Annotated in this window: 10 protein-coding genes and 1 pseudogene; 6 read left to right on the top strand and 5 right to left on the bottom strand. The window is 52.6% G+C overall.

From position 1 onward, the window contains the following. The coding region (locus N5J69_RS21965) for a hypothetical protein (RefSeq protein ID WP_279772564.1) at positions 1-389 on the bottom strand (389 nt) is incomplete at its 3' end. Positions 390-1,512: 1,123 nt separating this feature from the next. On the opposite strand from N5J69_RS21965, the gene N5J69_RS21970 reads away from it, so the two are divergent. From N5J69_RS21970 to N5J69_RS21985, 4 genes and pseudogenes are all read left to right on the top strand, one after another. Then, entirely contained in the window at positions 1,513-1,857 is a 345-nt protein-coding gene (locus tag N5J69_RS21970; RefSeq protein WP_071283659.1) for a MobC family plasmid mobilization relaxosome protein, read from the top strand. 208 nt (positions 1,858-2,065) lie between these two features. After that, positions 2,066-2,500 (top strand): annotated as a pseudogene (locus N5J69_RS21975) (relaxase/mobilization nuclease domain-containing protein); the annotation flags it as partial. 34 nt (positions 2,501-2,534) lie between these two features. Beyond that, positions 2,535-3,020 (top strand): MbeB family mobilization protein, encoded by a 486-nt coding sequence (locus N5J69_RS21980; RefSeq protein WP_148104581.1) that lies wholly within the window; start codon positions 2,535-2,537, stop codon positions 3,018-3,020. Positions 3,021-3,023: 3 nt separating this feature from the next. Next, complete coding sequence (locus tag N5J69_RS21985) at positions 3,024-3,239, top strand: MbeD family mobilization/exclusion protein (protein WP_045619171.1); 216 nt, start codon at positions 3,024-3,026, stop codon at positions 3,237-3,239. Between the two features lie 1,121 nt (positions 3,240-4,360). Here the strand turns inward: N5J69_RS21985 and N5J69_RS21990 are convergent. Both N5J69_RS21990 and N5J69_RS21995 read right to left on the bottom strand, forming a co-directional pair. Continuing rightward, positions 4,361-4,588, bottom strand: coding sequence for a YgdI/YgdR family lipoprotein (locus tag N5J69_RS21990; RefSeq protein WP_063617429.1), 228 nt, complete (start codon positions 4,586-4,588; stop codon positions 4,361-4,363). A gap of 21 nt (positions 4,589-4,609) precedes the next feature. After that, on the bottom strand, positions 4,610-4,843 hold the full coding sequence (locus tag N5J69_RS21995) for a YgdI/YgdR family lipoprotein (RefSeq protein ID WP_063617428.1): 234 nt from the start codon (positions 4,841-4,843) through the stop codon (positions 4,610-4,612). 281 nt (positions 4,844-5,124) lie between these two features. Between N5J69_RS21995 and N5J69_RS22000 the strand changes: the two genes are divergently transcribed. Both N5J69_RS22000 and N5J69_RS22005 read left to right on the top strand, forming a co-directional pair. Further along, positions 5,125-5,592, top strand: coding sequence for a helix-turn-helix domain-containing protein (locus N5J69_RS22000; RefSeq protein ID WP_279772572.1), 468 nt, complete (start codon positions 5,125-5,127; stop codon positions 5,590-5,592). Between the two features lie 205 nt (positions 5,593-5,797). Next, positions 5,798-7,084 (top strand): PAS domain-containing methyl-accepting chemotaxis protein, encoded by a 1,287-nt coding sequence (locus tag N5J69_RS22005; RefSeq protein WP_233215906.1) that lies wholly within the window; start codon positions 5,798-5,800, stop codon positions 7,082-7,084. A gap of 741 nt (positions 7,085-7,825) precedes the next feature. On the opposite strand, the gene N5J69_RS22010 is transcribed toward N5J69_RS22005, so the two are convergent. Further along, positions 7,826-7,993, bottom strand: a complete 168-nt coding sequence (locus tag N5J69_RS22010) for a hypothetical protein (RefSeq protein ID WP_157844808.1) — start codon at positions 7,991-7,993, stop codon at positions 7,826-7,828. Positions 7,994-8,152: 159 nt separating this feature from the next. Next, positions 8,153-8,342 (bottom strand): hypothetical protein (locus N5J69_RS22015; protein ID WP_279772574.1); only part of this gene is annotated, 190 nt, incomplete at its 5' end.

The following is an 8,342-nucleotide window of genomic DNA, read 5'->3' on the forward strand; positions in this document are numbered from 1 at the left end:
CCAATATTAAGCCCTTCTTTAAAATCTAGGCACCCTCTTTCCCATATTCTTTCAGCATCAATATTTTCATCATTCTGGCTGTAAGAGTTTCGAATGTTTTCGATAGCGGCGTTGTAATCTAAAAAGTTCGTGAATGAACTATTTTTTCTGACATAATCTATTGATTTAATGGCATCATTTTTCATCATCTCGCTGCTTATTTTATTACATCCCTCCCCGTCAACAAGGAACGAGGCTGTCCTTTCACTCCAGCTAACTGTACATTTAGGGTATTTGTACTCATAACCCGCCATGAAATCCCAGTATTTTTGTGGTAGGGGTTTATCGTTATTTTTAGCGAAAACAGTTGGGCAAAATAAAGCGATAAAATAAAAACTTGCTTTCAGCATCTTAACACCTTTTTAATCATTTTCTTTGTGTGGTTCTTTATGGGAAATTTAATTTATAGTGTAAATTTTTATTGATTTGCCGCTAGTTAAGCTTTTTATGTTTTAGATGTTAAAACTGCATGGAATGAAAGGAAAAGGATTTTCTTGAGATTCTGCTCTGAGAATCGTAATCTCTTAGCCTGTAAACGAAAAAACCACCCTGGCAGGTGGTTTTTCGAAGGTTAGTCAATCCTGGCAGATTTTCTAACCGTGGTAACAGTCTTGTGCGAGACGTGTCACCCAATCTGTCCTTCCAGTGTAGCCGTAGTAATGGCACCACTTCAAGAACTCTCACAACATCTCTCGCACATCCTGTTTACCAGTGGCTACCGCCAATGGCGATTTGTCGTGCCTTTTCGGGTTGGACTCAAGTTGATAGTTACCGGAAAGAGCGTGGTAGTCGGACTGAACGGGGGGTTCGTGCATACAGTCCAGCTTGGAGCGAACTGCCTACCCGGAACTGAGTGTCAGGCGTGGAATGAGATAAACGCGGCCATAACAGCGGAAATGACACCGGTAAACCGAATGGCAGGAACAGGAGAGCGCACGAGGGAGCGACCCATCGGAAACGGTGGGGATCTTTAAGTCCTGTCGGGTTTCGTCACCGCTGTCGGATTCATGGTTGAGCTCAGGCTCCCACAGATGCACCGAAAAAGTGTCTGTTTATGAATTCCGGCAGGGGGGCGGAGCCTATGAAAAAACGGCAACGCCGCATCCTTTTTCCGGGCCCTCCTGATTTGAGTACTGCTTGCATGTCCCGTCATCTGTGAGCCGGTAACGCCCGCCGCAGTCTCACGGCAGGAGCGTAGCGACCGAGTGAGCGAGGAGGCGTCATTTCATCCTTACCTGCATGTTGCACTTACGCCTGGTAGCCGCATTTTTTCCCTTGTCACATGAAGCACTTCCATAAATTACCAGTCCGCCGTAACATATTTAGCCAGTATACACTCCGCTAGCGCTACGTGACTGGTTCAGGGCTGCGCCCCGAAACCCGCTAAAAGCCACTGACGCGCCTGCGGCTTGTCCAACACCGCGTCGTCCGGGAAAGAATTTCCCGCCCGTCCCGGTGTTATCAGGAGGCCGGATGGCAGACAAACGCAGCAAAATGCTCACCATGTGGGTAACGGAAGACGAGCACCGGCGTCTGCTGGAGCGCTGCGACGGTAAACAGCTCGCGGCCTGGATGCGCCAGACGTGCCTGGACGAGAAGCCCGCTCGCGCAGGCAAACTTCCGTCGATCTCGCCGGCGCTGCTTCGTCAGCTCGCCGGCATGGGAAACAACCTCAACCAGATTGCCCGACAGGTTAACGCCGGTGGCGGTACCGGGCACGACCGCGTGCAGGTTGTCGCCGCGCTGATGGCCATCGATGCCGGACTCGAACGGCTGCGGCACGCCGTGCTGGAAAAGGGGGCAGAGGATGATCGTTAAATTTCATCCCAGAGGGCGCGGCGGCGGTGCCGGTCCGGTGGATTACCTGCTGGGGAAAGACCGGCAGCGCGACGGCGCCAGTGTTCTGCTGGGTAAGCCGGAGGAAGTCCGGGAGCTTATCGACGCCTCGCCCTACGCAAAAAAGTACACATCTGGGGTCCTGTCCTTTGCCGAAAAGGATTTACCGCCCGGGCAGCGCGAAAAGCTGATGGCGAGCTTTGAGCGGGTTCTGATGCCCGGACTCGACAAAGACCAGTACAGCGTGCTGTGGGTTGAGCACCAGGACAAAGGGCGACTGGAGCTGAACTTCCTGATCCCGAACACGGAGCTGCTGACCGGCAGACGTCTCCAGCCGTATTACGACCGCGCCGACCGTCCGCGCATTGATGCCTGGCAGACCATAGTGAACGGCAGGCTGGGGCTGCACGACCCGAACGCGCCGGAAAACCGGCGGGCGCTGGTCACGCCGTCCGCGCTGCCGGAAGCGAAGCAGGAGGCCGCCCAGGCGATTACGCGCGGCCTGCTTGCCCTTGCCTCATCCGGGGAGCTGAAAACGCGGCAGGACGTTACAGAGGCGCTGGAAAACGCAGGTTTCGAGGTGGTGCGCACCACGAAAAGCAGCATCAGCATTGCCGACCCGGACGGGGGGCGAAACATCCGACTGAAGGGAGCCATCTATGAACAGTCTTTTAACGCTGGCGAAGGACTTAGAGCAGAAATCGAAAGCGCAGCAGCAGACTACCGGCGAGATGCTGAAAGCCGCATTCAGCGAGCACGAGAAGTCTGTCAGAGCGGAACTGAGCGAAAGCGAGAAGAGAATCAGCGCCGCCATCCTCGACCACGACCGGAAGCTGTCCTCAGCCATGAGGCAGCGCACGAAAGGCATGGTGCGTATGGTCAGCCAGACGTGGCTGACCATCGTCCTGGTCTCCGCGCTGCTGATCGCCTCGAGCGCGGGCATTCTGTGGTGGCAGGGGCAGCAGATACTCGACAACTACACGACCATCCGGGAGCAGAAGAGCACGCAGGCCATGCTTTCAGAGAGGAACAGCGGCGTCCAGCTCACGACCTGCGGGGAAGAGAGACGCCGCTGCGTGAGGGTGAACCCGGAAGCGGGAAGATTTGGAGAGGATTCGAGCTGGATGATACTGGCGGGGAAATAGCACATGACGGAGCTGGAAAAACAGTTGCTGAGCGCATTAGAGCAGCTACAGCAGGACTACTCGAAAAGGCTGGACGAGTGGGAGAACGCCTTCGCGGAATGGCGGACGATGTCTGGGCTTATGCAACGGGAGAACGCGGCGCTGAGCGAGCGCGTCACGGGCTTGAGCAGGCAGGTGCAGAGTTTGAGCGAGCAGCTGCGCCGGTTGTCGAGCGGCTGAACGCCGTCGAGCTGCGTCAGCAGCATGAGCGGGAGCTACAGCACCAGAAAATGCTGGAAGCGGAGCGGGTACAGCGACAGAAAACCTATAACGGACCCACCCTTGGATAAGGGTAAAAAAAGAGTGGATTAAAGGCTGCCTTCTTTTCCCTGATTCCGGCCGGGCCTGCCTGCACTGGCTAAAGCCCTAAAACCGCGCAATCACCCGCGCGGGAGCGGTTCATTACCTGTTTTCACTGTCATACTTATTTGCCGGCTCTCTGATCGGTACCGGCTCTCTGTTTGCACAAATTTTGTCGGACATCCTGACCCTCGATGTCCGTTTTTTTTGTTCAAAATCCCCGCTTGGTTACAACATCCGCCTGAAACCGCCCGCCATTCATCTTTGTGCATAGCCATGCAGCCGGTCAGAAATTATCAGGGCGGATTTTTGCGGTTTCGGGCAGGGATAGGGCCGGGTTATGGCCCGGAGGCCGCAGAATGGCGCTGAGGGCCTCTGCGGGGTGCGCCCAAGAACTCTTATGTTAAATATGAGTGCTTGCGCAACGGTGATTTTCTTTCCAGGCTAAAAGGGTGCTGATCCCTGCTGGTTTCGGCACGATGCAGTAGATTATGGACATGATTTGTTGTTCAGCCCGCTACGAAAGATGGCGGGTTTTTTACGTCTGGCTCCGTACAGCTGGCCGGCTGAAAAAAATCCCGAAACCGTGCGGAATGAGTCGGGATGGCAAAGCTGCCAGTGAAATTCGCGTCAAGGAAACACGCAACCCATCGTACCACAGTCTGAGGAGGCGATTTTTTCAGCGCGCCGGTGTGCGTTATGAACCCGCTTCACTGCAGCAAAGACAAGAGCGAATACTGGCCCGGATGGCGGTGCGTGACCGAACTCTTATGTTAAATCAGAGTGGCCGGCAGACACGGAATATCTCGCTATGGCTGCGCTTATGTTCGGGAAGAATATGCCGATAACTGTACATGTCCTGCACCAGGGACTGTCCGTTCTAATCCACTGTGATGCTGTATGCATTGCTCCCGTACTCCCGTGTGCGGGAGCTTTTTTTCTGCTGTCGGGTCAGATAATGAAAAAGGCCACACAAGGCGGCCCTTTTCCAGAGAAATGAATCAATGCGGGATTTCAGAGACTTCTTTAACATCAGTTTTATTGATTTGCTGTTTGACGCCATTTGCGTCTGTATAGCCCAGCAGGCCCGTGTCTGATTCTTCAGGCTTACCGTCGCTGATAATCGTACGTCCGTCGTTGGTGTGAATGGCATAGCTTGTGCGCGTGCATCCGGTCAGGGCTGAAAGCATAACTGCCGCTGCGAACACTGAAACAAAAATCTTTTTCATGGCCAGCTCCTTTTAACCGTATCAGTTGTCCAGTTCACTCATGTTGCTTATTTTATCGCGGTTTATCTGACTGTATCTTCCGGTTGTTGCGTCTTTATAAGACACCAGGCCGGTATCATTATCGATTTCAGGTTTGCCGTCTGTAACGATAGTGCGGCCATCCGTTGTTTTGATTTGCTGATTTGAAGAGCATCCGGCAGCAGCAAACGTCACCAGCGTGACCATGATGGTCGCCAAAAGCATTTTTTTATTCATGATAGATTCCCTGCTTAAAAGTAAAGTGGATATGGTCACTAACCCTCTAAGTATAGGTCATTTTTCTAGGCGAAGAGAGGCTGGAAGGCGGCCACCATCATGAGTTCGGCAATGCACTCTTATGTTGAATCTGACCATACATGCTCCTGACGTTACGACTTCAAAAAACCTTAATGCTGCATGTCAGACCGCTGTCACGTTACTGTCGGGTTATGATCGTGGTCGCGTAGGATCACGCGGGCAACACTGGGCGCTGACCACCTTCCATTCGGAGACAGGAAATGAGTGATACCAACAAATTCAGATCGCTGCGTCTTGCGCGCGCCTGGTCCCAGGAGCAGCTTGCCGAACTGTCCGGGATGAGCGTACGCACGGTTCAGCGTATCGAGAACGGCGATCAGCCAAGCCTCGAAACACTGAGCGCCCTGGCTGCTGTATTTGAGGTGAGCGTGGCGCATCTTTCCGGCCCTAACGCGCTTGGCGATGACGCGCTTGACCAGAAAATTGCCGAGGCAAAGAGCAAAATTGCTGAGGAAGGCCGTTTTTACCGATCGGTTATTACGGCTATCGTCGTCTGCGCGCTGCTGCTTGTTCTTAACCACTTTACGGCTCCGGCCAGCGTATGGTCATTGTGGGTTGCGGGGATCTGGTGTGCGCTACTGGTTATTAGTGGCATGAGGACGTTTGTTTTTCGCGGGCTTATCAGCCGCTGGCAATGGAAGCGGCTTCGACAGATGCTGCGGCGATAACTGAGATGCCTGAAACCTGGTAATAATCTGTGACGCTTTTTCTGCCGCTCCCCGGCGGGGAGCTTTTTTTCGCGCCTCACGGGGGCAGCAAAAAGAAAGCTCCCGCTATCACAGTAATATATAACGCTACATAAGGAGTAGCCGATAACCATGGTAGTCCTCACATTATCCGAGCTATCTGATGCATATGCTTTCACTTAAAAATATGTTCTCCCTGAACCGCCAGCGATCAGCCATTTCGTATGACGCCATTTGTCAGAATAAGCCTGTCATTGAATTCAGTCCGGAGGGGGTGATACATAAAGCCAGCCCGCTTTTTCTCTCCACTATGGGGTACAGGGCTGATGAAATAATCGGTCACCACCATCGTATATTCTGCGCACCCTCGCTGGTAAATTCACCAGAATACAGCCAGTTCTGGCAGCGCCTTGCCAGGGGCGAAAGCTTTAGTGGCAAGTACCTGCGGCTGGCAAAGGGAAATCGTTCCGTATGGCTTGAAGCCAGTTATATCCCCGTTACTGACCGGCGCGGCCGTGTGACCAGAGTCATTAAAATTGCTGCCGATATTTCTGAGCGCGTGCATTCTGCGCTTGAGCAGGAAGCAGTCGTAAATGCCATAAACCGTTCTATGGCCATCATCACCTTCAGTCCTGAAGGGATCGTGCTTGAAGCAAATGAAAATTTCGTCAATGCCACTGGCTATAAGCGGGATGAAGTCATCGGTAAGCATCATCGTCTGTTTTGTGCCGAGACGCTCTACAAAAGTGATGAATACCGACAGTTCTGGGAGAGGCTGAATCAGGGTGAGTTTTTTTCTGGTCAGTTTCCACGTCTTAACCGTCAGGGAGATCCTCTGTGGTTCCATGCAACTTATAACCCTGTCTTTAACAGTGACGGGCAGCTTTATAAAGTTGTGAAATTCGCTACAGATGTCACGGCTGATGTCCTGCGAAACCAGAGAGAGCAGGAGGCTGCTTTGCATGCATGGGATATGGCCGTGCAGACCCGAGGAAGTGCGCAGAACGGTGCCAGTGTTATTGAAAATAGCATCCTTATGATTGACAGAATTGCTCAGGGGATGGGGGCTGTCTCCACCGATGTCTCTCGGCTCAACAATCAGTCTGAAAGTATTGACGATATGGTGGAAACCATCCGGAAGTTTGCCATGCAGACAAGACTTATTGCACTGAATGCCGCGATTGAAGCAGCAAGGGCGGGCGCATCCGGAAGAAGTTTTGCGGTTGTTGCCGCAGAGGTGCGTAATCTTGCGGCGAGCGTCAGTAGCGCGACTGAAGAAATTGAGCAAGTCGTGGCCAGCAACAGTCAACTGGCCAAGGATGTTCTCAGTGGCATTGAAAACAGCCTGATGAACACCCGGGAAGGGGTTACACTCATGCGCGAAGCGGGTGAAGTGATGACCAGCATTCAGAGGAATGCTGCAGGGGTTGAGACTGCGGTTAAGGATGTCGCCATTTCAGTTAAAGCCGGATAGGCCATGGTGCATATCTCCACCACTGGCCGCGTTCAATGCGGGAATGGCGCCTGTATGCCTGTTCTGCTGCCACCGCCACTTAACACTGCTGACTGAGATACCTGAAACCTGGTATTAATCTGTGACGCTTTGTCTGCCGCTCCCCGGTGGGGAGCGTTTTGCGCGCCTCACGGGAGCAGAAAAAAAACGTACCCGCCGGGGTGCGAAAGCTGTTCATCATGTTCCGTGCAGAGCGATGACAGAGAGTCGGCACGGAGTAGTACCATTCCGGGTCGGGTCCAAGTTCTTTTTGTTAATTTTATCTTATAAATCATTTATATAAATCAAAATAATTATCACTGCGCGTGACGCTTTCTGATGCATCTTTTTCTGCGCCTGCGCCTGCGCCTGCGCCTGCGCCTGCGCCTGCGCAATAGCACTTTTATGTTAAAAGTGTGACGCCCGGCGGGTATGAAGAAAAAAGATGCCGGCTTCGCTTATGTGCGCGCAGAGGAGGCCGATACCCAGAGTGTGCCTCACCAGGGGCGCATGGAACGATACTGCTGCTGTCTGTGCTGAAGGCTCCCGCTGCGGGGAGCCTTTTTTTGCTGCCAGCGCCTGCTGTGGCTTTGCGGAAGCGCGTTCTTGTTGCACACTTAAAGAGTGCCGTTCCATGCTGGTTTCGGCACGTTGTTGTGTATTTTGAACGCGCTACGTCGTTCAGCCCGCTGCGGAAGATGGCGGGTTTTTTATGATCGTAATTCAGCTCAGGCTTCGTAAACCCGGCCACTTCTTCGTAATCTCCTGCAGTTCGCGTTCCAGTTCGCCGATCCAGTCTCCATTTTTGTCGTTCTGCGAGCTTTTGTCGTCGCTGGTGCCGCCGTCTGTAGATTCTTGCGGTGATTCCCGGTCGTTCTCGTCGCGTGTCATCTGTGTTTCTCCCGCTCTGTACCGGAATATTGTCGGCCGCATAAGGAAAGTGTTCAGTGATCTTACGCATTATTTTTCAGCGGAACGGGAGCTGCAGGGCGCGATTTGAGATTGCTGTGAGGAAGGGCGTAACAGGGATGTTATGGTAAATTTGTGCTCTTAGTTTCGTATATCAATCCCTGAAACATATTCCCTTGCTCTTAAAGCAGCATAATAGGAACAGTCCACGATGCCTTTCATTAGCCTTGCATAATTCCATCCATCAGAGTAAAGATTAATAACTGCATTTATTTTTAGCCAGTCGTATTTTTTTATTGATTCAGCTGGATTATATGTCTTGCTAAAATCG

This window comes from Pantoea sp. GD03673, assembly GCF_029844725.1.
Lineage (GTDB): Bacteria > Pseudomonadota > Gammaproteobacteria > Enterobacterales > Enterobacteriaceae > Pantoea.